At 70.4% G+C, this 22,919-nt stretch carries 14 protein-coding genes and 1 pseudogene; 4 read left to right on the top strand and 11 right to left on the bottom strand.

Annotated elements, in window-relative coordinates:
• Positions 1 to 108: 108 nt before the first annotated feature.
• From ORI94_RS00575 to drmA, 4 genes and pseudogenes are all read right to left on the bottom strand, one after another.
• A pseudogene (locus ORI94_RS00575) lies at positions 109 to 240 on the bottom strand (PH domain-containing protein); the annotation flags it as partial.
• Between the two features lie 76 nt (positions 241 to 316).
• Complete coding sequence (drmC, locus tag ORI94_RS00570; RefSeq protein ID WP_266071673.1) at positions 317 to 1,156, bottom strand: DISARM system phospholipase D-like protein DrmC; 840 nt, start codon at positions 1,154 to 1,156, stop codon at positions 317 to 319.
• Positions 1,138 to 2,997, bottom strand: coding sequence for a DUF1998 domain-containing protein (gene drmB / locus ORI94_RS00565; protein WP_266071672.1), 1,860 nt, complete (start codon positions 2,995 to 2,997; stop codon positions 1,138 to 1,140). Before drmB ends, drmC begins: the two co-directional genes overlap by 19 nt.
• Positions 2,994 to 6,617, bottom strand: a complete 3,624-nt coding sequence (gene drmA / locus ORI94_RS00560) for a DISARM system helicase DrmA (protein WP_266071671.1) — start codon at positions 6,615 to 6,617, stop codon at positions 2,994 to 2,996. Before drmA ends, drmB begins: the two co-directional genes overlap by 4 nt.
• A 244-nt stretch (positions 6,618 to 6,861) precedes the next feature.
• Here drmA and ORI94_RS00555 point away from each other — a divergent pair, with 244 nt between their 5' ends.
• Together ORI94_RS00555 and ORI94_RS00550 are read left to right on the top strand one after the other, a co-directional pair.
• Positions 6,862 to 7,515 (top strand): DUF4365 domain-containing protein, encoded by a 654-nt coding sequence (locus ORI94_RS00555; RefSeq protein WP_266071670.1) that lies wholly within the window; start codon positions 6,862 to 6,864, stop codon positions 7,513 to 7,515.
• A complete protein-coding gene (locus ORI94_RS00550; RefSeq protein ID WP_266071669.1) occupies positions 7,512 to 8,708 on the top strand; it encodes a hypothetical protein in 1,197 nt (398 codons plus the stop codon). Before ORI94_RS00555 ends, ORI94_RS00550 begins: the two co-directional genes overlap by 4 nt.
• 60 nt (positions 8,709 to 8,768) lie before the next feature.
• On the opposite strand, the gene ORI94_RS00545 is transcribed toward ORI94_RS00550, so the two are convergent.
• The 3 genes from ORI94_RS00545 to ORI94_RS00535 all read right to left on the bottom strand — a co-directional run bounded on the left by ORI94_RS00545 (position 8,769) and on the right by ORI94_RS00535 (position 11,474).
• The gene (locus ORI94_RS00545; protein WP_266071668.1) at positions 8,769 to 9,653 is read right to left on the bottom strand and encodes a hypothetical protein; all 885 of its coding nucleotides are present in this window, start codon (positions 9,651 to 9,653) and stop codon (positions 8,769 to 8,771) included.
• 179 nt (positions 9,654 to 9,832) lie between these two features.
• Positions 9,833 to 10,750 (bottom strand): helix-turn-helix domain-containing protein, encoded by a 918-nt coding sequence (locus ORI94_RS00540; RefSeq protein WP_266071666.1) that lies wholly within the window; start codon positions 10,748 to 10,750, stop codon positions 9,833 to 9,835.
• 292 nt (positions 10,751 to 11,042) lie between these two features.
• Positions 11,043 to 11,474 carry an ATP-binding protein gene (locus tag ORI94_RS00535; protein ID WP_266071665.1) on the bottom strand — a complete coding sequence of 144 codons (432 nt, stop codon included), beginning with the start codon at positions 11,472 to 11,474 and terminating at the stop codon, positions 11,043 to 11,045.
• A 157-nt stretch (positions 11,475 to 11,631) separates the two neighbouring features.
• Between ORI94_RS00535 and ORI94_RS00530 the strand changes: the two genes are divergently transcribed.
• Together ORI94_RS00530 and ORI94_RS00525 are read left to right on the top strand one after the other, a co-directional pair.
• Complete coding sequence (locus ORI94_RS00530; RefSeq protein ID WP_266071664.1) at positions 11,632 to 12,507, top strand: helix-turn-helix domain-containing protein; 876 nt, start codon at positions 11,632 to 11,634, stop codon at positions 12,505 to 12,507.
• On the top strand, positions 12,504 to 12,713 hold the full coding sequence (locus tag ORI94_RS00525) for a DUF397 domain-containing protein (protein WP_266071663.1): 210 nt from the start codon (positions 12,504 to 12,506) through the stop codon (positions 12,711 to 12,713). The genes ORI94_RS00530 and ORI94_RS00525 overlap by 4 nt, the downstream gene beginning before the upstream one ends.
• A gap of 64 nt (positions 12,714 to 12,777) precedes the next feature.
• On the opposite strand, the gene ORI94_RS00520 is transcribed toward ORI94_RS00525, so the two are convergent.
• The 4 genes from ORI94_RS00520 to metG all read right to left on the bottom strand — a co-directional run bounded on the left by ORI94_RS00520 (position 12,778) and on the right by metG (position 22,849).
• Complete coding sequence (locus ORI94_RS00520; RefSeq protein WP_266071662.1) at positions 12,778 to 16,971, bottom strand: Eco57I restriction-modification methylase domain-containing protein; 4,194 nt, start codon at positions 16,969 to 16,971, stop codon at positions 12,778 to 12,780.
• A complete protein-coding gene (gene drmD, locus ORI94_RS00515) occupies positions 16,971 to 20,228 on the bottom strand; it encodes a DISARM system SNF2-like helicase DrmD (RefSeq protein WP_266071661.1) in 3,258 nt (1,085 codons plus the stop codon). The genes ORI94_RS00520 and drmD overlap by 1 nt, the downstream gene beginning before the upstream one ends.
• 425 nt (positions 20,229 to 20,653) lie before the next feature.
• Complete coding sequence (locus ORI94_RS00510; RefSeq protein ID WP_042163045.1) at positions 20,654 to 21,019, bottom strand: PH domain-containing protein; 366 nt, start codon at positions 21,017 to 21,019, stop codon at positions 20,654 to 20,656.
• Between the two features lie 102 nt (positions 21,020 to 21,121).
• A complete protein-coding gene (gene metG / locus ORI94_RS00505) occupies positions 21,122 to 22,849 on the bottom strand; it encodes a methionine--tRNA ligase (protein WP_266071660.1) in 1,728 nt (575 codons plus the stop codon).
• Between the last annotated feature and the right edge of the window lie 70 nt (positions 22,850 to 22,919).

Below are 22,919 nucleotides of genomic sequence, written 5' to 3'. Positions count from 1 at the left end.
CCGGCCACACGCGAGGGGCCCGGAACCGACACCGGTGTCGGTTCCGGGCCCCTCGTCGTGTTGACGTGGGATGCGACAGGCAGGACGGCAGGCCTGCCTGTCAGGCCGGCGGGCCGCGAACTGGGTGAGGATGGCCTGGACCTCGTAGATGTCGACGTCCTTGGTGAAGGTCTTCTCGATGAGGGGCGAGGTGCCAAAGCTCCGGATCTTGAGTTCGGCGTCGAGGTCGAAGGCACCGGCCGGCCGCTGCCTCATACGGACCGAGTAACCGAACTCCTGCCAGGGCAAGCAGGAACGGCCCATCTGATACGTCGCTTCATGCGAGACGCATGGCGTTGTTCTCCGGGGCCAACAGCCAGCGGAAATGGTCGACGAGCGGTTCCACGGTGCTCGGGTCACGTATCAGCACTCCGAGCTCGATGTTGTGGGACAGAGCCCGGTCGGTGAGGTTGGCGCTGCCCAGAAAGGCTGTGTGCCGGTCGGCGGCGATCAGTTTGGCGTGCAAGACCCCCGTACTGTCCGCACGGTGCCACATGTGTACCTCGTCGGGCAGCGCCGCGAAGGCCGCCGAGGCCTGTGTGGACTCTTCGAGTAAGAGATCCACACGCACTCCCCGGTCGACGGCTCGCCGTATCTCTGTCACGACGTCACGAGCCCCGTGGGCGGCGAAGCTGGCGATCAGCAATGACGACTCCGCAGAGCGGATGACGTCCACGGCGACTCCGCTCGTCAGGCGAGCCGGGGTCGACGCACTGATCGGGCCGCTGACCACCACTTGGGTCGGCCGCGGGCGAGGGAACGAGCGGAGGGCGGCCAGCGCGAGAGCCAGCCCGGATCCGGGTACGCCGGGTGCTTCGGCGCTCCACACGCGGGTGATCTCCGTAAGTTGCCGCGCCAGACCCGCCGCGTGCTGGGCGGCTGCGAAACGGGTCAGCAGGGGGTCACCCGGGCCGGTGATCATCCCGAAGAGATGCTCCAGAGTGACGAGACGGTCTTCCGGCAGACGATCGCAGAGGGCGGCAAGAAGAACCGGGAGACGCGATGCCGAGATGCCTGTGTCCGCGGCGGGCCCGGCGGCATGGGTGGTCTCCCGATGACCATCCCCCTCACTCGGCTCGTTGTTCGCTCCCGGCTCCGTCACGGCCTGAACGCGCACTTGTCGTCCGCCAGCGTCTCCACCAGCAGGGCCCGGTCCAGATAGTGGTTGCCGCGCTCGCAGGAGGTCTCCGCGGCGAACAGGCACGCATGACATGCCGCGCCGTGCAGCCGGGCGTGTACGCGGGGATCGTGCTCGGCGCACATGGGATCGGAGCTGCACAGTCTGGCTTCCTCGAGGGCCTGGGCGATCGCCGGCCCGAGCCGGTCGCCGCGGCCGAGCGAGACGAGTCCGCCCAAGGTGCCCTCACTGTCGGGCGCGGCGGTGTAGAGCAGGATTCCGGACATGGGGTCGGGGCCGGAGCGGGCGTAGATCCGTTCCGCTATGCCCGAGGCGCCGTAACCGCACTCCAGGGCGAACTGGCGGATGAGCACGTGGGCCAGGGTGTGCAGGAGCACGTACCTGATACCGGGCCAGCGGGGTTCGACCCGGCGGGCCAGGCACCAGTCCCGGTGCGCTGTCTTCAGTACCTCCTCGCGGGCGCGTACGGCGGGCTGTCGTTCCCACTCCGCGACTCGGCGCTCCTTGAGCGCGAGGAACACGCCCTCACCGCGCAGTTCGGCGCATGGCACCCAGGTGGAGGGATTGCGGCTGAGCGGGGCCACCTGACGGGTGCGCCCGTCGTCCTCCGGCAGCCACTCGGGGGCCTCTATACGCGTGAAGCCGGTGAGGGCCGACACCTCGCGGAGCCGGTGGACCAGGACGACGCTGTCGAGCCAGTCGGACGTGCCGTCGGGCACCCGCCGCTCACGGACGGTGGTGAAGTCCGGCAGTGAGCGGTCCCGGGGATGGGTGAAAGCGCGCCATTCCGGCGTGATGAGGTCGAACTCCTCTTCCTCCTCGCCCTGGTCCTCCGCGGCCGCCCTGGCTTCCCTGGTGACCGCGGCCCAGACGGCGTCCGCTCCGTACTGTTCCAGCTCGGGCCAGCACGCCTGGGTCGGCAGCAGCATCTTCGCGGCGTCCGCGGGGACGGCGGCGAGCGGGGACAGCAGGCTCCAGTGTTCCCTGACCGCCTGGGTGAGCGGCTCCTCGGCGCGGGGAATGCTGAACACGCGCAGCTGGGAGGCGAACCAGCTGTTGGTGGCGCCCAGCACCATCGTGCGCGTCTGCTCGGGGCATCCGCCCGGGGCGAAGGTGCCGAGGTGCGGGTGGTGGCCCCGGCAGGCGGGCAGGTTCCGCTCGCCGGCCTGGCCGAGGGCGTCGGCCATGGAGCGGGGCGGCACCCCGCAGGTGCACCGTACGAAGACGTTGGCGGCTTCGCCCGTGGTGCCGGACTCGGTCAGGCTGAGGGTGTTCCCCTCGCAGTCGGACGCGCCGCGGTGGACGAAGTAGACCCAGGGGAAGTCGTCCATGTGCCCGGTCGGGCAGGCGACGAGGAAGCGGGCGGGCAGCGCGGTGGGCTGGCCCTTGCCGGCGCCGCCGCAGTTGACGTGGACGTACTTGGTCTTCTCGGGGCGGTAGGGGTTCGGCCGGAGCTGGAAGAGACCGCCCGACGCGGGGGCCAGCTGGTTGCAGCGTTCGCGCGAACAGCGCAGCCAGCGAGGGAACAGTCCGACGGGTACGCCGGTCCTGGTCCAGTCGCCGTACGGGTCCGCGGGGTTCTCCGGCAGGTGGGGCGGGGTGCGCAGGGCGGCCACCTGGCCGCCCAGCCGGCGACGGACGGCTGCCAGGAGGCGGTCCTCGGTCAGCACCGTGGCACGCACGGGATCCCAGGAGTCGAGGCCCATCACCATGGTCGACAGGTTGGGCAGGTCGGTGACGGCGCCGATGCCGTAGGTGTGCAGAAGCTGGCTCGGACGCAGCTCGCCCACCCGGAGTGCCGCGGAGGCGGGGCCGGTCATGTCGTCTCCATGGGGTCCGAGGGATCCGCGTCGGTGGCCGGGGTGCCGGCGTCGTTCTGTTGCCGGGGCACGTAGGGCGGTTCCGCCTCGGGCTCGTGGCCCGCGGGGTCGGTGAAGATCAGCCGGATGGGGGGTTCCACCTCGCGCAGCGACGTCGGGCAGGTCATGAGCCGCCAGGGGCCGCTGTCCGGTTCGAGGAGGAGGGGGGCCACGTCGCCCTGGCGGCGGGCGGCGCGGTAGCCGAGGACCGCGCCCGGTGCCTTGCGCTTCTGCTCCCAGTAGTCGAGACGCGCGTCGAGCCGGGTGCGTACGTCGTCGACGGTGTGCCGGGCGTCCGTGACGTCCTTGGCACGCAGTTCCAGGGAGCGCACGGCGTGGCTGACGACCTCGCCGCGGCGGTCGACCCACTGGGCGCCGCGGTTGGGGTTGTAGTCGGGTTTGAGGTTGCGCACCAGGGAGGCCAGGACGCCGGTGAGGCCCCGGTCGATGGCGCGGTCCGCGAACGGGGTGACGGACAGCGCCTCGACGTGCTGGTAGATGGTGGCGTGGAAGGACTCGAAGGTCTCGTAGTGGGAGAGGTCGCGCGGGCGCGCCCAGTTGAGGACGGTGAGGACGAGGCCGGGGGCCCGGCGGCCGACGCGGCTGGTGGCCTGGATGTACTCGGCGGTCGACTTGGGCTGGTTGTTGACGACCATGACGCCGAGCCGGGAGACGTCCACGCCGACGGCGATCATGTTGGTGGCGAGCAGGACGTCGATGGGCCGGGGCGACCCCTTGGGCCGGCGTCCGAAGGCGATGTCGAGCTTCTCCAGAATGTCGGGGATGGCGTCGGAGGCCATGCGGCTGGTCAGCTCGGCCGGTTCACCGATCCTCCGCGCGGCGAGCCCCCGGCGGTCGGCCCTGACGAGCCTGGCCGACACGTCGTCCTCCACGAGGCGGCGCATGCCGCCGAGGTCGCGCAGGCTGTTGAAGTAGCCGACGAGGGTCATGTACGGGTCGGTCAGCTCGCTCGCCCCGTACGTCTCGTAGAGGTGCTGGGCGGCGGCGAGCTGGGCGACGAACACCCTGATCGCCACGGACTTGGTCCGCACGCCCTGCGCGCAGATGCCCACGTAGCGGCGGCCGGGCGTGGTGGAGGTGTCCCGGCGGCGGGCGAAGAACGTGTCGTCGGCGCTGAGTCCGGACGGCGGGAAGACGGCCGTGCGGCGGGCGAACAGGTCGTGGATCTGGCGGTCGGCGCGGCGCACGGTGGCGGTCGAGGCGATGACCTTCGGGCGCACGGCACGGCCGTGTTCGGGCTCCCAGGTGGAGAGTCGGTCCACGGCGGTCTCGTACAGCCCGGTGAGGGAGCCGAGCGGGCCGGAGATGAGGTGCAGTTCGTCCTGGACGATCAGGTCCGGCGGGCGCACGCGCACGACGTCGACGGTGGAGGCGGCCTCGTGGCCGTTCGCCGCGGGGTGGCTGGAGGACTCCCACTCGGCGTCCACGGCGGACGGCGTGACGTAGCCGTGCCGGGTGCAGCGCCGGGAGACCTGACCGAACAGCGCCTGTGTCTCGCCCTTCCAGGGCAGCTGCGCGAACTTGTCGACGGTGGCGATGACGAGGCCGGGCGGGTGGCGGTAGATCTCCTCGTCCACGACGAGCACCGGAAGCCCCCGTTCGTCCGGAGGCAGTCCGAAGGCGCTCACTCCGAAGGGGCACTCGTAGACGTCGGGGCAGGTGACGAACGTCCGGCGGAGGGTGGTCTCGACGGTGATGTCGCGGCCCGCCTCCAGCTTCGTGCCGCACCAGGGGCAGCTGGTGAGCTGGTGCGGCGAGCCCAGCCGTCCGAACCCGCCGAAGCCCTTGTCCCGCTTGCGTTCCTTGACCCACTCGGCGGCCTGCTCGTTGGTGTTGGGGGTGACCCTGCCTCCCACCCACAGGCCGATGCGGAACGGGTTGCGTCCCCAGTGGCCGGGCTCCTCGCGGCGGATCACCTCGCAGGCGCAGATCAGCGCGGTGGCGCGCTGGAACTGCTGGATGGTGAGCAGCCGCAGCGTGTACCGCATGATCACGGCGACGCCGTGTTCGGCGTCGAGGCCACCGAGGTGGGGCTTGCGCCGCCGTATGGCGAGGGTGAACGCGGTCAGACCGAGGTAGGCCTCGGTCTTGCCGCCACCGGTGGGGAACCACAGGAGGTCGGCCAGCGCGCCGCTGTCGTCGGCCCGCTCGGGGTGCGCGGGGTCGGCGAGCGAGGGCAGGTTGAGCAGCAGGAAGGCCAGCTGGAAGGGGCGCCAGCTGCGGTTCTTCGGCAGGTCGACCGCACCGACCGCTTCCTCCAGCGAGGTCGACGGGGAGCGCCGCCGGTCGCCGGCGGCGATGGTGTGGATCCGCTGGTGCGCCATGGCACGGTTGGCGAACCGGAACGCGTCGAGCGCCTCGGGGTCGTCGCGCAACAGGTCGATGCCGGCCTGGATGCGGTCGGCCGCGCGCCCGGCGAGGCGCATGTTCTCCCCGGCCTCCGCACGGTAGGCGTCGAGTCCGGCGGCCGGGTCGTCCACCGACTGTTTCTGCCGGGCGATCCAGGCGCGGTAGCCGTCCACGAGAGGGAGCAGCGCGGCGCGCAGCGGGGCGGCCTCCAGCCTGCTCAGCTCCCGCATGTCCAGCACCAGGTCGCTGAGTTCGGGCAGGTCCTCGTCGCGTGCGTCTCGCTGCGGGTCGGGGACGTCGGTGTGCGGGACCTCGTACGAGGGTGTGGCCGTGGTGGAGAGCCGGACCGCACGCCGGGGGTTCGCCGGGTCTGCCTCGGCGTGCACACCGCTGCCGTGGCCCACGGCGAACTCGGGGTGGAACCGGTAGGTCATGGCGAGGGCGCGCCGCTCGTCCTGGCCGCTCCCGGGTGGCTCGGCGCTGCGGCGCGGCAGGAAGGGAGCGGCGTCCGGGGCGCCCGCCACGGTCATCGACGCCTGGAACATCCAGTGGGTCGAACCGGGCTTGTCCTCCTGCCCGTTGACCAGGAAGAGGGAGACCAGCCACGATCCCTCGTGCAGCCGGGCCCGGCCGCGCACCACGACGTTCGGAAAGTCGCGGGCGTGCACCGGCTGGGCGGCCAGCCTCCCCTCCACCAGCTTCACGGTGACCGTCCCCGAGCACGGCACCCGGTGGTAGACCCGCTTCGGGTTGCCCTCGATCTTCGAGTCCCCGCGCTCGTACCGCGCCCAGGCGCAGTCGACCGTCAGCTCCGGCACCCGGCGTTCCACGCGGAAGGTCAGCCCCAGCGTCGACGGGTGCAGACTCGGCATGGTGGGCGCGGACGGGTCGGGGTCCCCGGCTTCCGACTCCTGCTCGGGTGTCATGCCCGGCTCGTCGAGCGTCTCGGGCTCGACCACCTTGCCGACGGTCCGCAGCGGCGCGCCCTGCTCGTCCCGCGCACCGCCGGGAGCCAGCCGTCCGATGATGTAGTGGTCCAGCGGATTCCCCGCCAGTTCCTCCGGCTCGTCCCCGGTGGGTCCCAGGAGGTCGCGTACGACCAGCTCGGCGAGCCGGTCACGCAGTTGCTGCGGAGTGGGCGCGGACAGCACCGCCCCACCGGAGGCGGGATCGCGCTCGGGGTCCGGGCCGGTGAGAGGTTGCTGGGTCACGGGGCCAGATTAGGGGCGGCCACCGACAACGGGTACGGACTTCCGTACGGAACCCGATCAGCCGCTGTACCTGACGGCGGTTCCACGCCGTCCGGCGGACGGCTTTCGGCCGGATTCCGATCAATCTCTTCGGTTGAGCGTGTGACCTTCGTTACGGTGCGTGGTCCGAGGGGTACGAAACGCGTGCGAGAGGCCGCCGGGGGCGCGGAGCGGTGCGCGACGGGTGAAGGGCGAGCGGGGGCACATGACGGACGGCAGCACCGGTGGTATTCCGCACCAGCCGTCGAGCGGCCCGCCGTCCGCGCAGCCCTGGTCCGGAGGGTACGGCGTTCCGCTGACCGGTGCCGGGCACGCGCCGGAGTGGGTGGAGTGGGCTCCGGACTTCGGGGACAACCGCCACCGGGGCGCGTTCGGCGAGGAGTTCATCCGCATGCTCGCCACGGCGGCCGACCTGGACGTGACCAGCAAGCTGCGGGACCGGGTGGGCGTCGACTGGCAGCTGGGGTACAGCGGCCGGAGAGGGACGCGCCGCTATCCGGCCATCGAGGCGCAGGTCAAGTGCACGTCCTCCCCGGACGTCCGCGAGGACCACATCCGCTTTCCGCTCAAGGTCAAGAATTACAACCAACTGGCCGGCGCGGACTACGAGATGCCCCGCTTCCTCTTCCTGGTCCTGGCGCCGGCCGACCCCTTCACCTGGTCGCACGCCACCGAGGACCGCCTGCACCTGAGCCACGCCGCGTACTGGCTCTGTCTGCACGACCAGGAGCCGCTCCCCCTGGACAACCGGTCGGCGCAGGGCACGAGGACGGTCTACGTCCCGCGTGCCAACCTGCTGACCGTCGACTCCCTGCACGACCTGTTCGCCGAGGACTACCGGGACCTGGTGGCGCTATGACCGCGATCACGGATGCCGAGTTCGAGGAGGCCGCGGCGCTCGCCCCCGAGGTCGTGCGGCGCTATCTGAGCGGCAAGGGGTGGAACGCGGAACGCGACCTGTCCGGTGCCGAACTGTGGGAGTGGAGGCCGCCGCACGAGCCGGGACCACCGTACGAACTCCTGGTGCCGGTGACGCGCCGCCGTGACTACGCGGGCCGGGTGGCCGACATCCTGGAGGCTCTCGCGGTCGTCGAGGCGCGCCGTCCGGGCGACATTCTGCGGGAGATGCGGTTACCCCCGGTCGACTGGCAGTTCCTGCGGCTCGTACCGCCCGGCCCCTCCGGTACGGCTCCGCTCCTGGATCTGGTGTCGGCGCTCAGCGGCCTGAAGGACCTGCACACGGCGGCGGCGTCCTCGGCCCACCAGCCCCAGGCCGTACAGCCCGGCCAGAAACCGCAGGTGGTGAAGGACCATGTGGCGGCGGTACGGCTGGACCAGACCCGCGTCGGCAGTTACGTCATCGCCGCGCACACCCCGCTGCCGGAGGGCCCGTACGGCGGATACGACCGGACGGGGCAGAGGTCACTCTTCGACGAGGCCGCACCGGCCGGGCGCAGGCCGCTCCACCCGCAGCCGTCCGAGCCGTTCGCCCGCAGGATCTCCCGGATGCTGTACGCGGGTGTGGCCTGCGCGCACGCGGCGGCGGAGGCGACGCTGGCCGACGACTCCGTGCCCCACGCCGAGCACATGTCGGGCGCCGGCCTGTCCGCGAACCTCTGCGAGGCCCTGGTGCGGATCGCGGGTGAGGAGCGCCGTGACTTCTCCCTGTCCTTCGCCTGGTCGTCCGAGATGCCGATGGAGCAGCCCTCACCGCCGGTCGGGATCTCCCACCGGCATGTCGGCGCGCTGGACGCGGTGGCGAAGGACCTGCGGGAGCGGCTGGGCCGGGAGGAGGGGGCGGTCCTGAACGGTGTGGTGACCAAGCTGCACCGGGACGTGAATCCCCGTGAGGCGACGATCTACGGCTCCTTCCTCCACGAGGACACCCCGCGCCAGCGGAGGGTCCGGGTGGAGCTGCGGGCGGAGGACATCGACCGGGCCGCCGATGCCTGGCGGGCGGGGCTGGAGGTGGTGGTGGCCGGCGATCTGGAGCCGCGTGGAACGGGCGTCCGGATGAGGCGGGTGACGAGGTTCGTGGTGCGGCCGGATTGAGGAGCAGCGTCGCCGCGCTTCCCCGCCGGGTGGTGCGGGGAGGCGCGGCGACGGCCGTGACTACTTGTCTTCGAAGATCTCTACCGCCGTCGGGGCCGTGACGGCTCGGCGGTGCCAGTGGCGCAGGATCTCGGGGTCGCCACAGGCGGTGATGCGCTCCCGGACCGCTTCGGGGACGGCGATGCCGCGCACGTCCAGGATCTCCAGGATGTCCTCGGCGGCGCGTCGGGCCGCGCCCTCGGCTCGGCCTTCGTCGCGGATTTCCTCGGAGAGGTCCGACTTGTAAAAGGAGAGGTCCACGGCCACCAGTTTCCTCCACAGTTGTGCGGCCGGGTGCTTGCCCAGGCCTTGTGCGATGAGTTCGATGATCGGGTCGGCGAGGTTCTGCGGTGTGTCCCGCAGAACGGTCGTCATTGACTTGAGTATGGCCCCGGCGTCCGGATGTGTGGCGTGCGTGATCGCGGACAGTGTGGCGAGGGCGAGGTCCTTGCGGACTTCGGCGGGGTTGGTGATCACCGGCATGTTGTGCGGTCCCGCGACCAGTGGCCGGAGGGTCAGCACGGGCCACTGGCGCGGGCCGAAGCTGACCTCGCGCGCGGCCCATTCCGCCGTGGCGCGGTCCTGGCAGACGACCAGCAGGAGCGGCTGGAGCCGGTACTTCGTGAGCAGGTACGAGGCGTAGTAGGCCCAGCTGGCGGGCTTGTGAGGGTCCTTGGCTCCCTGGGCCTCGACCGCGAGGAGCAGCGGTTCGCCGTCCTCCGCGTCCAGCCGCAGGAGCGTGTCCACGCGGCGTTCGACGGGGCTGGTCTCGGTGAGGTCGTTGGGCAGGACCGTGACCGAGGTGGGCGGGGGGAAGTCGACGCCGAGGACCTCGGACACCCCGGAGAAGAGGCCCGGGTATTGCTGGAAGATGCGGTGCATCGCCTCGTGGGGCGAGTTGACCATGCGGGTTCCTGTGGGGGGAGAGGAGAAGGGGCATTGCCTCTGGCACATGCCTTGTGCGTTTCGCGTGGAGCGTAGGGCTGTAACCAGGTCCGACAGGCGCGCAGTTGGTGATGTTCACCTGGACGGGTGAAGGCGGCTGCGAGCCGCCTTCCGGCGGGTGGCGGGTCCTGGTCGGCGGGTCAGAGGCCCGTGGGCGCCGGTTGCCGGAGGGTGAGGCAGCCCTGGCAGTGGTGGGGGTCAGGGCCGCGGTAGGCGTGGTCGCAGGTGTCGCAGTTGCGGAGGGGGTGCCGGACGGGCGGGGGCTGTTCGGGGGCGCGGTAGGGCGGGAGGGGCGGCAGTTTGGCCGTCAGGCGGTGGGCCAGGAAGGCGGCGGGCCGGATCAGGGGCTCCATGGGCAGGTCGTCGGCCAGGGCCTTGCGTACGGCGGTGGGGGTCAGGTCGCGCTCCAGCCAGGCGACGACACCGGGCGCGAGGTGTTCGGCGTCGGTGGCGGAGAGCAGCAGCCGGGGGTCCTCGCGGCGCAGGCCGGCGAGGACGTCGGTGGCAGCCTGGAGGAGGTCGGGGGAGGTGTAGCCGGGCTTCGGTACGGCAGGGAGGGCGCGGCGGCGTGGGGGTTCCTGCTGCGGGGCGGCGGCCGCGCGGCGGGTTGGGGGACGGGCCGGAGGGCTGGGCGTCTCGCCCGGTTCGGACGGGGCGTCGCGTCGGCCGGGCTGGTTGCAGGAGACCGTGCGGGTGACGATGCGGCCGGTCGGGGTGCGTTCGCGGGTGCGGCGCAGGTAGCCGTGGGTCTCCAGCTCGCGCAGGGCGGCGGCGATCCGGGTCGGGCCCTCGGGGAAGCGGGCGGCGAGGGTCTTGATGCCGATGGGGGCGCCGGTGGGGAGGGACTGGATGTGGCAGGCCAGCCCGATCGCCAGCAGGGAGAGGTCCGGGTGCTGGGCGAGGTGGTTGCCGATCACCGTGAAGCGGGCGGTGTGGCGGATGTTGTCGTGGGTGACGCCGCCGGGGTGCCGCTTCGCGCGGGTGCGGTGGGAGGTGTGGTTTTTCCCGTCGTTACGGGACTGGGCGTGCGGGGGCACGCTAGTGTTTTGGGTGTTCATCGGGAAGGGGCTTTCTTCCTTGGTGGGCAGGCCCTCGCAACGGGACGTCACTCCCGGCGGGGGCCGTTTGCGTGTCTGGGGCTGTGTGCCGCGTTGCGCTGAGCGTAGGGCAGGCAACCTGTGGCATATCCACTCCAGTTGGTGATGTTCACTCGCGCGAGTGAGCGTGCGCCGTGGGCGGGAGGGGTGGGGCTTGGTGGGGTTTCTTTCTCTCCCGTGGTCCTTGGAAAAGATGGCCGACGGCACCGGAACACACGCGGCGGGGTTCCGGTGCCGGTGTCGTTTCCGCAGGTCAGGCTGGCGGTAGGTCGAGTTCCGCCCATACGGTCTTGCGGGGGACGGGTCCGAGGTCCATGCCCCAGCGGTCGGCGAGGGCCTCGACGAGGAGCAGGCCGCGTCCGGACTCGGTGTCGGGGGCGGGTACGCGGCGGCGCGGGAGGTCGTCACCGCGGGTGTCCGTGACCTCGATGCGGAGGGTCGCGCCGTCGGTCAGGAGGGCGAGGCGGAAGTCGCGTTCGGTGAGCCGGCCGTGGGTGGCCGCGTTGGCGGCGAGTTCGGCGACGAGGTGTTCGGCGGCCTCACTGACACGGTGGGGCAGGTCCCGGTCGCGCATCCAGTCCGCGGCGAGCAGCCGGGCGAGGCGGGCGCCGCGGGGCGTGGGTGACAGGAGCACGCTGAAGTGGCCGGCGGGTGACAGAAATTGGGTGGACTTTTCGCTGTTCACGGGACCGAGCGTGGCCGGACGTGCTTACCGTGAACAGTGACAGACCCGGTACGTAGGGTGACTGTCGATGCTTGTCGGTCGCTGTCCGGACCGTCGGAAAAACCGGCCTACGAGTAAGGGCGTTGCACAGCACGGCGGTACGACAGAGGGGTGCGGTATGTCGGTGGACGGCGAGGCGGTACGGCTCCGGACCGAGGCGGACGAACCGGGGTGGGAGGTGGACCCGGACGACGAATGGGGCGTGGCCGTTCTCACCACGGTGGGGCGTCAGTTGAGGCTGCGACGGGAGGCCGTGGGCATGCGCGTCGCCGACTTCGCGGCGGCGGTCAAGTACGGGGACGACCCTGTCTACAAGGTCGAGGGCGGCAAGCGGATTCCCCGGCAGGAGTACCTGGACAGGGCCGACGAGGTGTTGGACGCGGGCGGACTCATCGCGGCGGCCTGGGAGGACGTGAAGAAGGTCCGGTATCCGAAAACGGTTCGGGAGCTGGCCAAGCTGGAGGCCCAGGCGGTAGAGATCGGCATCTACGAGAACAACGGCATCAACGGACTTCTACAGGTACCCGACCACGCACGCGCCCTGTTCGAAGCCATGCAGCCTCCCTACTCCCCGGAGGAGGTGGAGCGGATGGTGGCCGCACGCGCGGCTCGTTCGTCGATCTACGAGCGTTCACCTGCGCCTGCGCTCAGCTTCGTCCTGGAAGAGGCGGCTCTGCGCCGCCCGATCGGGGGCACAATGGTGTTGCGCCAGCAGCTCGAACGTCTGTTGGAGGTGGGGCGGTTGCACAACGTCGTTCTTCAGGTGATGCCGCTGAACTGCGAGACGCACTCCGGCATGGACGGCAAGATCGAGCTGCTGAAGTTCGCAGACGGTTCGGCAGTGGGCCGTTCCGATGGTGCGTTCAACGGTCGGCCGACCTCGGAACCCAAACACCTGCGCATCCTTGAGTTGCGGTATGGCACCATCCGGGCTCAGGCCCTCTCGCCACGGGAGTCGCTGGCCTTCATCGAACAACTGCTGGGAGAGACATGATCCGCAAGACCACTGCCGGGGACGCCTCCGAGCTGGCGTGGTTCAAGAGCAGCTACAGCAGCGGCAACGACGGCAACTCCTGCGTCGAGCTTGCTCTCACACCTGGCACCGTGCACGTCCGCGATTCCAAGAACGTCGACGGCCCCCGGTTGGCACTCGCGCCCACCGCGTGGGCGGACTTCGTGGCGTACGCCTCGGAACGCTGACTCAGCAAGGGCATGCGCCCCGCGCCTGGTTTTCACCAGGAGCGGGGGCGTGTTGGTGTGCGGCTCAGAACAGCGCATCAGGGTTGGGAAACAGGCCGTCGTCAGTGAAGTCTTCGGTGATTTGCTGAGGGCCGCGCGCAGCGGCCCGCGCCTTCGCCTTGGCCTTACGGGCAGCGGCCCGCCGCCGCTTGGCCTCAGGAGTGTGCAATCCCTTGTCCAATTCCTCCTTGTAGCGAGCGTGATTCAACTCCAGGAGACGGTCCAAGACCTCGGCACGGACATCCGGCGCGATGGTGAAGCGGATCCCTTGCGGGGTTTCGTGGAAGTCGTGCTTCAGGTCGAGGTCGGTCCAGCCATAGGCCTCGGCTATGGCCTGGTCAACCTCGGTTTGTGACCTACGGATGGCCTCGATATCGGGTGCGATATCGGACTCGCTATGGACAAGGTTGTACAGGTCGGTCAGGCCGAGGTTCCGAGCTGCCATCGCGCTTCGCTGATGTTCTTCCAAGCTTTTCCCCGCTGTAGCAAGGCGGTTCGTGTCGATCGGGAAAGGAAAGGTTTCAAACACGTCGGTCGGCGAATAGTTGAGACGGCCCTCCAGGGTGGACGTCCATCTACGGACCCATAGTTCGTGCTGCACGGAAGACAGTGCAGCCAACTTGGAGACGGATGGATTGGTGACTACTGCGAGTCGGTGCGAGAGCACTTGGCCAGAAGACACACGAACGGGAGCCAGGTACTTGCTAACGATGACGATTACAATCACTCGGTCGAGAGAGGCCATCGACTCAACCAGCGCCGGGCGCTTGTCGGCATACTGCCACCAACGCTCGGGCAACGGCTTCCGAAGGGCATAAGATCCGTCCGCTTTCTTCCGCTGGCGAACCGGCTTGACCTCACGTTCCGTGATCGCGAAAACGTCCGCGTATTGAGAGGCTTGTTCTTCTGGCCAGTCGTGGAAATTGATCACCCATCTGCTGGCCTTGGCTCCCGGACGTTGGTTGAGGTCTTCGCCGTTGAGGTACGGGAAGAGTACGTCCGCGTTCTTGGGTTCCTTAGCGATGAGAGCCTGTGCATCCGAAGGGTCAAGGAGGAACCCTTTGCCCAACACGTAAGACCCGATGAATGACTGGGCCTCGTTGGCGGCTAGCTGGCGGGGCTTACCGGTCACTCGCGACCTCGGGTCCAGGTTCGCAGTGATGCCGCGAACCTCCCGCCCATCCAGTACAGGTGTCTCGCCCTCGCTGACACGTCCACCGAGCCACAGCAGCGAAACTTCCAACGCCGCTGTTCCCGGCCACGGCTGCGATTTGATGGCTCGGTACACTGTCCAGCCATCAGCCGTTGCCCGATCCAGCCCAACCTCCCGTGTATCTCCCTGGGCGATTGTGTTCGTGGCAATGATTCCTGTGCGCTTACCGAGCGCCAGCGACAAATTTCGTAGCAGGAAATAAGAGCATAGGTCGGCACTGCCCCGCTTCCCGCGCCCGATTCGGTTGACCAGATACTCCCGATATTCGTACCCCAGTGCGCCGGTGAGCTTCTTGCCCCCGATGAACGGCGGATTTCCCACCACCGCATCAAACCCACCAGCATTCCCCACCCCCATCACCTCAGGAAACTCCAACGGCCAATGCAACGGCCGAACAGCCTCCGCCCTCGGCCCCTTCAGCCACCCCTCTACCATCCCCCGCGCCCGAACCGCAGCCTCCTCGGCCCCCGGCCCCTCCTCCAGCGCCGTAGCCACCAGCCCCGCCACAGCCTCCAGCCGATACCGATACGCCCGTGACTTCGCGTCCTCCTTGGCGTCCCGGAACTGCGTAGCCCCCCGCTTCCCGCCCACGTTCTCCTCGCCGGAGATGTCGGACGCCTCCTCGTCGGAGATGCCCTCCGCCGCCAGCGCAGCCCCCACCACCGCGTCCGCCGCCAGCCGCAGCTTGCCGCTCAGCGCCTCCGCCTTGTCCAGCAGTTCGGCCTTGTCGCGCACCACGCGGATGTCGCTCACCGGCGTCGACTCGATCTTGCGCCGCAGCTCCGCCGCCTCCGACAGCAGCGTCTCCGTCCGGTCCAGCGCCCGTGCCACCTCCGGGCTCAACTGCCGGTCCTGCCACTCCAGGTGGAACGCCTTGACCTGTCGGACGTCGATGACCCCCACCAGCGAGTCACCGCACCGCAGCGCGTGGTCCAGGAACGAGAACGGACGCCCCTTCGCCAGCGTGACCAGCCACAGCGACAGCTTGGCCAGCTCCACCGCCATGTGGTCGCGGTCGACCCCGTACAGGCACCGGTCCGCCACCAACCGCCGTGCGATCTGGTGCAGTTGCTCGTGATCGTCACGGTCGACGTCCCGCGCGATCTCCGGCGGCAGGTCGGGCTCCCGCAGCCACGCCTCCACCACCCGGTCGGACAGGTACCGGCAGGCGGAGACCAGGAACGCGCCCGAGCCCATCGCCGGGTCGAGGATCCGCAGCTTCAGCAGCTCGTCCGCCGACTTGGCCCGCCACACCCCCGGCTCCGCACCCTCCGCCGGTCCGGGCGAGTAGCACAGCGGCGCGAGCGTGTGCTCGACGATCTCCTCCGCCAGCGCCTTCGGCGTGTAGTGCGTACCCGTGTCACGGCGGTTGCCGGAGCGGACCACGACGACCGAACCGGCCGGCCACACCTTCGGCTCGCCGCGCAGGTCGATGCCGTACAGGCCGGTGAAGGCCGCCGCCCGCTCCACCAGCGAGGCGTCGTTGCCGCAGGCCGTCTCCAGCTCGGCGGTGATCGTGCCGGACTTGGCCTGCGCCGCCGTCACCGTCGGCGGCTTCGTACCGGCCGCGGCGGCCACCTCGTCCGCGAGGGTCCCGGCCGCCGCCCACTCCTCAAGCCTGGCCAGCGGCAGTACCGCCTCGTACTTCTTGTCCCGCCCGAAGGAGACGCCCACGTAGGCCTCATGCGCCCAGTGGCAGCCGTACTCCAGCAGGCCCTCGTAGACGTGGCCGATCTGCTCGACGTCCAGGCCCTTGTAGGAGAGGCGTTCCTTGCCCTTGAAGCCCTTGCGGGAGCGCAGGGTGAGGAGGGCGTCGAGGATCTCGAACACGACCCGGTCGGTGACCCGGGCGTCCACCAGCCACGGGAAGCGGGACGGGTCGAAGAGGGAACCGCCGTAGGCGGGGATCCACAGCTGGTCGTGCGCGGAGCCGCCGTGGATCGCGGCGAACACGGCGAGCAGGCGCGGCCAGGTCGCCTCCACGCTGTCGCCGAGCTCGTCGCCGTGCAGGCTCCTCGCGGTCTCCAGCTCCTTGTGGAGCGGGCCGACCGCGTACGCCTCCTTGTACAGCGCGTCCTCGGCGGGCAGCAGTCGCTGCTCCTCCGCGTAGAGGAGGAAGACGAGCCGCATCATGACGGTGAGCGCGCCCTCGTACACGTCCTTCGCGGGAACCCCGTCGAGGATCCGGCCGCTCTCCTCGCGGTCGAGCCGGGACAGTTCCGCCACCAGCAGGGAGACCGCCTCGCGGACCTGGCGGCCGAGGGTGTCGGTGACGTCGGACTGGGCGTCGGCGGTGCGCGCGAACAGGCCCGCCGTCGAGTCGGACGGCTTGCCCTGCGCGTCCACCGGCGGGCGGGCCACGCGGCCGGCGGTGAGCAGGCTCGCGAAGGCGCGGGCGAGGATCGGTTCCTCCGGCCACAGGTCCGCGTCGAAGACGGCGACGGTCGTCGCCTCCTTCGGGCGGGCGTGGGCCAGCGCCCACTCACGGCCGTTGGAGAGGAGCGCCAGCGGTACGTTCCGCGCCCGGCACAGCTCGGCGGCGCGGTCGGCGAGGCCGGGCCGGTCACCGTGGGGGCGGGTGAGGGAGCCGCCCCAGTCGTCCGTGCGGAAGAACAGGGCGCGCGGGGCCAGGCCCGACTGACCGGGGCCGAGCAGGACCGCGTCCGGCGTGTTCGCCCCGGCGCGCAGCGACTCGGGGATCGCGGCGCCCTCGCGCAGGCCGGGGGCCCGCCAGCCGAGCAGTTCGGTCAGGACGAACCGCTCCCAGGACGACCGCAGCAGGTCCGGGTCCTCCTGGACCTCGGCCCATGCCTGCCGCAGCCGCGCCCGGGTGTCGTCGGGGACGGTGTCGAGGCCCTGCGGGAGGGCCTTGACCAGCTCCGGCAGGGAGACGAACGGGCCGTCGGGGCGCAGCAGCCGCAGCCAGTCCGCGTGCTGCTCGGCCGGGGTGGGGACAGAGCCCTTCGGCGGGAGCTTCTTCCGTGCGGCGGGGGCGGCGGTCGGCATCAGCGGTTCTCCTGGCGGGCGGTGGCGGCGTGGGGCGAGAGGGAACGGGGGACGAGGAAGGTCACGGCGACCGGGAACCAGCGGGGCGAGGGATCGGCCCAGCGGCGACGCAGGGCGGTCGTCTCCGTCTCGATGACCTCCGGCAGCCGCTTCCAGCGCTCCTCCAGCGCCTCGCGGTCAGCATGCAGCTGGCGCCGCTCGTCGTCGACCTCGAACAGCGAATCCTGCGCCCAGTACTCCTTCTCGTCCAGGCGGTCACGGATCGACTGCCGCAGGTCCTCCAGGACCGCCCGCATGCCCTCGACCTCCTCCTCGCAGCGCTTGGTGAGCAGCGTCTCCAGTGAGCGGAAGCGGCGGTTGGCCTGGGTGTTCAGGGCACGGCCGAGGCGGTCCTCCAGTTGCAGCCACAGAGAGGTCAGCTCGGCTCGCACGTCGTCCGCCGGGAGTTCCTCCGTCGCGGCCGCCAGCCAGGGCTCGACCTCGTCCTTCTTCGCCACCGCGAGCCGGCCGCCGTCGATCAGGCCGCCCGCCACGATCACCTCCTCGTGCAGGCGGGTGCCGCCGCTGCCGGTGATGACCACCCGGCCGTGCGCGACCACGGCGGGCTGCCGCAGCACGCCGTCCGGCACCACACGTGCCGTCACCCGGGACAGCTTGGCCAGCCCTCTGGTCCGCCACAGCTGGGCCCGCAACAGCCGCAGGCACATCTGCACGAGCCGGTGGCCCAGGTGCAGGTGAACCACGTCCGTACGGTCACGGGCCTCGGTCTCGTCGAAGACGACCAGGCGCTCCTTGCCGGTCAGCGGGTGGCGCAGGCCGTCGTTGCGGGCCCGTGCCCAGGCTCCGGTCAGCTCCGGGAGCCGGAAGCAGCGGGCGCCGAGCTCCGGCTGGGGGTCGGGGACCTCGGTGAGATCCCTGCCGGGGCCCAGCAGCAGTCCGGTGCGGACGACCCGCTCGACCGTCTCGGCGTTGAGGTGCAGCTCCTGGCGACTGTCGGTGAGTGCGCCCACCAGGCGTTCCAGGTCCCGTGCCAGGTCCCGTTCGACCTTCAGGACGGCCCGCCCGGACCGCTTGGTGATCTCGGCGTCGGCCGTGGTCCAGCTGGAGCGGCGGCCCAGCATCTTCTGCTCGACCTGGGCGGCGATGACCTCGCCCGCGCTGCCCAGGTCCTCGCGGATCCGCTCGGTCTTGCGGGCGGCCACGGCGAGGAAGTGCAGCTCGTCCTCCAGGGCGCCGTCCTCGAAGCCGGAGTCCGTGAGGGAGTCGTGGGTTGGGTCGAAGCCCTGCCAGCCCCGGGGCACGAAGTGGAAGACGTCTACCTGGTCGGCCTTCTGCCCGTGCCGGTCCACCCGGCCGTTGCGCTGCTCCAGGCGGTTGGGGTTCCAGGGGATCTCCCAGTGCAGCACCCGGTGGCAGTGCGCCTGAAGGTTGATGCCCTCGCTGGCCGCGTCGGTGCCGAGCAGGATACGCACGGGGGAGAGGTCAGGACTCTCCTGGAAGACCTGCTTGACGTGCTCTCGTTCGTCGCGGTCCTGGCCGCCGTGCAGCTGGGCGATGCGGTCCGCCGGGTAGCCGGCCGCCAGCAGCTGCCCGTACAGCCAGCGCTGGGTGTCGCGGTACTCGGTGAAGACGATGACCCGCTGGGGCTCCCAGTCGCCTTTGGGCCCGGCGGGGCAGACGATCTCGTCCAGCCACTTCCGGAACCGCTCGAACTTGGCGTCGGGGCGCTTGCCCGCCTCGGCCGCCCAGGTGTCCAGCTCCTTGAGCAGGGTGCGCTCGCGCTCGGTCAGGGTGCGCATCGCCTGCCGGGCCGCGGTGAGGGCGCGCTCGGCCGCCTCGGCCTGCTCCCGCTCGTCCGCTTCCTCGGCCTCCTCGACCCCGTCGATCAGCGGCCGCAGCACGCGCACGCTCGGGGCGGGCGCCTCCTCGGCGGTGTCCCGCCGGGACGTCATCGTCCTCAGGTGCGTGGCCACCGTCTCCGCGAAGGCCTTGGGCGACGACAGGAAGCGCTTCTTCAGCAGCGTCGTCACGAAGTCGGCGGCGGTCCGGCCCGCCTTCGCACCGTGCTGGTCGCCGCGCCGCAGCCGGGCGTACTCGGCCAGCTTCGCGTACGCCTCCCGCGCCTCGTCGCTGTGGTCGATCTCCAGCGCGTGCGGCACGCGCCGCGGGAAGCGGTCCTTGCCGTTCCACAGCGGGGGCAGCTCGGACTTCATGCGGCGCACCATCACGCGCTTGAGCTGTTCGTCGGTCGGCTTGATGCCGATGGCGAACCGGTTGGGGTCCAGCATCTCCAGGAGAGCGGTGAAGGAGTTGAGGAAGCCGTTGTGCGGGGTGGCGGAGAGGAACAGCCGGTGCTCGCAGTGCGGGGCCAGCAGTTTCACCGCCTGGGTGCGCTGCGAGTCGACGGCGTACCGCCCTGTGCCCGACGGGGCACAGGTGTGCACCTCGTCCACCACCAGCAGGTCGAAGGCGCGCGGATAGTCCGGGACCTGGGGCAGCACCTCACGCAGCATCCGCAGCGGGCGTTCACGCTTCAGCCAGTCGATCGAGACGATCAGCCGCGGGTGGTGCGTCCACGGGTTGGCGTACGGGCCCGCCGCCCGGCGCAGCTCGCGCAGCATCCTCGTGTCGACGATCCGGAAGTCCAGGCCGAACTTGTCCCGCATCTCGTCCCGCCACTGAAGGGTCAGTCCGGCGGGACACACGATCACCATGGACCGGGCGCGGTGCCGCAGCATCAGCTCCTGCATCACCAGGCCGGCCTCGACCGTCTTGCCGAGACCGACGTCGTCGGCGATCAGCAGGTTCGTCCGGGGCATGGAGAGGGCGCGAACCACCGGGTCCAGCTGGTAGTCCTGGATCTCCACACCGGAGCGGAACGGGGCCTGGAGGGCGGTCTTGTCCGCGGAGGCGATGGCGCCCCAGCGCACCGCGTCCAGGAAGGCGTCCAGTCGCCCGGGGTCGTCGAAGCCGTGCTCGGGAGACGGCAGCTCGTAGGCGTCGTGGACGTCCGTGGCCTGCTCCAGCTCCCACACGACCCGCAGTTCCTCGTCCCGGCCGTCGCTCTCCAGCGAGGACAGCTTCACCAGGTGGGTGGGGGCGGCCCCGGCGGCGCGCGCCGGGTCGTCACTCGCGGCGGTCGAGCGGACCACGTCGGTGACCACCCAGGGGCGGTGGCGCACCGTGACGCGCTGCCCGGGGGCCGGCACCGGCACGCCCGAGGTCTCCGGATCCACCTTCGCCGACTGCGTGGTCATCTCGCTCGTCCCCCCAGCTTCCACGGACATCCCTTCCCGGCGGTCGTAGAAGTCTAGGTGCGGAGTGGGCGGGCACGCCCCGCTTGGACGGATCTGCCCGGACCCGTCGGGACCACAGCGCAGAGGCCCGGAAACACGCGGGATGCCGTTGGTCAATGAATCCGTGACGGCCCCCGCCCATGCCCGCAGTGACGCCACTCACGGGCAGGACGCCTCCACCATCGACTGGGACAACCAGCAGGTGACCTGCCCGGACGGAGTGACCAGCACGCAGTGGCACCCACCCCGGCCCCCTGGCAGCACTCCGCCCCGCCGCACAGCGACGGGGCGGAGCAACCCGGCCCGAACTGACCAACAGCATCCGGTGGCGGTTCCGGGCCCCTCGCGTGTGCTGACGTGGGGTGCGGCAGGGCGGGGTGGTCGGGTCAGCGGGCCACGAACTGGGTGAGGATGGCCTGGACCTCGTAGATGTCGACGCCCTTGGTGAAGGTCTTCTGCACCGGGGTGGGCGTGCCGGAGATCCAGATCTTCAGCTCGGCGTCGAGGTCGAAGGTGCCGGCAGTCTCGACGGCGAAGTGGGTGATGCTGCGGTACGGGACGGAGTGGTACTCGGTCTTCTTGCCGGTGATGCCCTGCTTGTCGATCATGATCAGCCGGCGGTCGGTGAAGAGGATGGTGTCGCGGATCAGCAGGTAGGCGGCGTGCACCTGCTCGCCCTGGCCCAGGAGGCGGGCGTACTCCTGCTGCGCCTGCGACGGGTCGATGCTGTGCGCGTTGCCGAACAGTGCCATGGATGCTCCCCCAGCGTGAAGTGATCTCCCTGAGACGCTATCGAACGCGTCAGGGCCCGGGAACCTCTGTTCCCGGGCCCTGACGTCGGTGGTGCGAGGTCGTTACGCGGGCTGCGGCTCGCCGCCGAAGCGCTCCTTGTACGCCTCCAGGTCGTCGTCCGTCAGCTTGGCGAACAGGACCGGCGGGACGGTGAAGGGGGTGCCGGCGGGGACCGAGGTGAGCGCGCGGGTCTCCTCGGTGCCGGCCCAGGTCGCGGTGTCGCCGGGCAGGGTGAAGACCTGGCGCATCGCCGCCGACGTCGACGGGATGAACGGCTCCGACACCACCGCGTACAGGCGGATCAGGTTCATCGCCGTACGCAGCGTGAGGGCGGCGGCGTCCTGGTCGGTCTTGATCTCCAGCCAGGGGGCCTTCTCCTCCAGGTAGGAGTTGCCCGCGGACCACAGGGCGCGCAGCGCGGCCGCCGCCTTGCGGAACTGCAGCGCCTCCATCTGCGACTCGTACTCCGCGAGGAGCGACGTGATCTCCTCCCCGAGCCTGCTCTCGGCCTCGCCGGGCTCGCCGCCCGCCGGGACCTCCTCGCCGAAGCGCTTCTTCGAGAAGGACAGGACACGGTTGACGAAGTTGCCCAGGGTGTCGGCCAGGTCCTTGTTCACCGTGGCGGTGAAGTGCTCCCAGGTGAACGACGCGTCGTCCGACTCCGGCGCGTTGGCGATCAGGAAGTACCGCCAGTAGTCCGCCGGCAGGATGTCCAGCGCCTGGTCGGTGAAGACACCGCGCTTCTGCGAGGTGGAGAACTTGCCGCCGTAGTACGTCAGCCAGTTGAAGGCCTTGACGTAGTCGACCTTCTTCCACGGCTCGCGGACACCCAGCTGCGTGGCCGGGAACATCACCGTGTGGAACGGGACGTTGTCCTTCGCCATGAACTCCGTGTAGCGCACGGTGTCGTCCGCCTCGTACCACCACGACTTCCAGTCGCGCGTCTCACCGTCGGGCGCGGAGTCCGCCCACTCCTTCGTCGCGGCGATGTACTCGATCGGGGCGTCGAACCAGACGTAGAAGACCTTGCCCTCGGCCGCCAGCTCCGGCCAGGTGTCGGCCGGCACCGGGACACCCCAGTCCAGGTCGCGGGTGATCGCCCGGTCGTGCAGGCCCTCGGTCAGCCACTTGCGCGCGATGGACGCGGCCAGCTGCGGCCACTCCTGCTCGTGCCGGGCCACCCACTCCTCGACCTCGTGCTGGAGCTTCGACTGGAGGAGGAAGAGGTGCTTGGTCTCGCGGACCTCCAGCTCCGTGGAGCCGGAGATCGCCGACCGCGGGTCGATCAGGTCGGTCGGGTCCAGCACGCGGGTGCAGTTCTCGCACTGGTCGCCGCGCGCCTTGTCGTAACCGCAGTGCGGGCAGGTGCCCTCCACGTAGCGGTCCGGGAGGAAGCGGCCGTCGGCCGGGCTGTAGACCTGGCGGATCGCGCGCTCCTCGATGAACCCGTTCTCCCGGAGACGGCGGGCGAAGTGCTGCGTGATCTCCACGTTCTGCTGCGAGGAACTGCGGCCGAAGTGGTCGAAGGCGAGGGCGAAGCCGTCGTAGACCGCCTTCTGCGCGTCGTGCGCCTGCGCGCAGAACACGTCGACGGGCAGGCCCTGCTCCTTCGCGGCCAGCTCGGCCGGGGTGCCGTGCTCGTCCGTCGCGCAGATGTACAGGACGTCGTGGCCGCGCTGGCGCAGGTAACGGGAGTAGACGTCCGCCGGGAGCATGGACCCCACCATGTTGCCCAGGTGCTTGATCCCGTTGATGTACGGAAGGGCGCTGGTGATGAGGTGTCGAGCCATCGGAGGCTGCTCCCGGGTTGAAACGTACGGAACCTTCAAATCGTAGCCGACACGGGTACGCCGCCCGCTT

This window comes from Streptomyces sp. NEAU-W12 (assembly GCF_026242095.1).
Lineage (GTDB): Bacteria > Actinomycetota > Actinomycetes > Streptomycetales > Streptomycetaceae > Streptomyces.
Note: the sequence above shows the minus strand (reverse complement) of the source record. Positions and strands in the feature narration are given on the sequence as shown.